Genomic DNA, 624 nt, shown 5'->3' on the forward strand with positions numbered 1-624 from the left:
CTTTGTGTGGAGCGGTGGTAGCGTTCGTGCCCTCAGCAGTTCGGGACCTGCCCGACCATACATCGCTGGTTCGAGTCCGCTCAAGGCGTCCAACTGAACAATGGACCGGCAGCAAGTGCCCCTCTCAAACTCTCATTCAACCCAAGCGCTCCCGGCAAACGGCCTCAACAAGGCTCTGAAGAACCTTTACCCGCTCCGTCAACCAGCCAAGCTCTTGAATACTAATTTCGAAGTTTGGCGAATAGCGCGCCTCAACGTAGGCGCGCGACAATAATTCGAAGCGTCGTCGAGCGATACGGTTGTCTCGGGGCCACACGGCTATGAGCCGCTTGTCTAGCTCCTCAGCTCTTGAGCGTAGAACTTTGACGCGATGAGACTTCGGGCTGTAGAGGGTGAGCGTGAGTAGTAGGCAATGATAAAGTCTCTCAGTCGCCTGATGCAGCGTAAACGCCGCGAGATTCGCATGCCCGCCATTTGAATAAAACAGAGCGCCCTCTTGAAGGGCGATAGCATCGGGAAGCCACTGCTCGAAATGTCGCTGCGCCTCAGCTTTTGCCTCTTCCGTGGTCAGAGGCTTGGGCTGCTTGAGCGGATGACCATCTTCCTCGAAGAGGATTTTGCCAT

General features: G+C 55.8%; 1 protein-coding gene. It reads right to left on the reverse strand.

Annotation, left to right across the window (positions count from 1 at the left end):
• Nucleotides 1-136 precede the first annotated feature (136 nt).
• The coding region (locus PMI11_RS15705; RefSeq protein ID WP_007818703.1) for a HEPN domain-containing protein at nucleotides 137-624 on the reverse strand (488 nt) is incomplete at its 5' end.

This window comes from Rhizobium sp. CF142 (assembly GCF_000281145.1).
Taxonomy (GTDB): Bacteria; Pseudomonadota; Alphaproteobacteria; order Rhizobiales; family Rhizobiaceae; genus Rhizobium.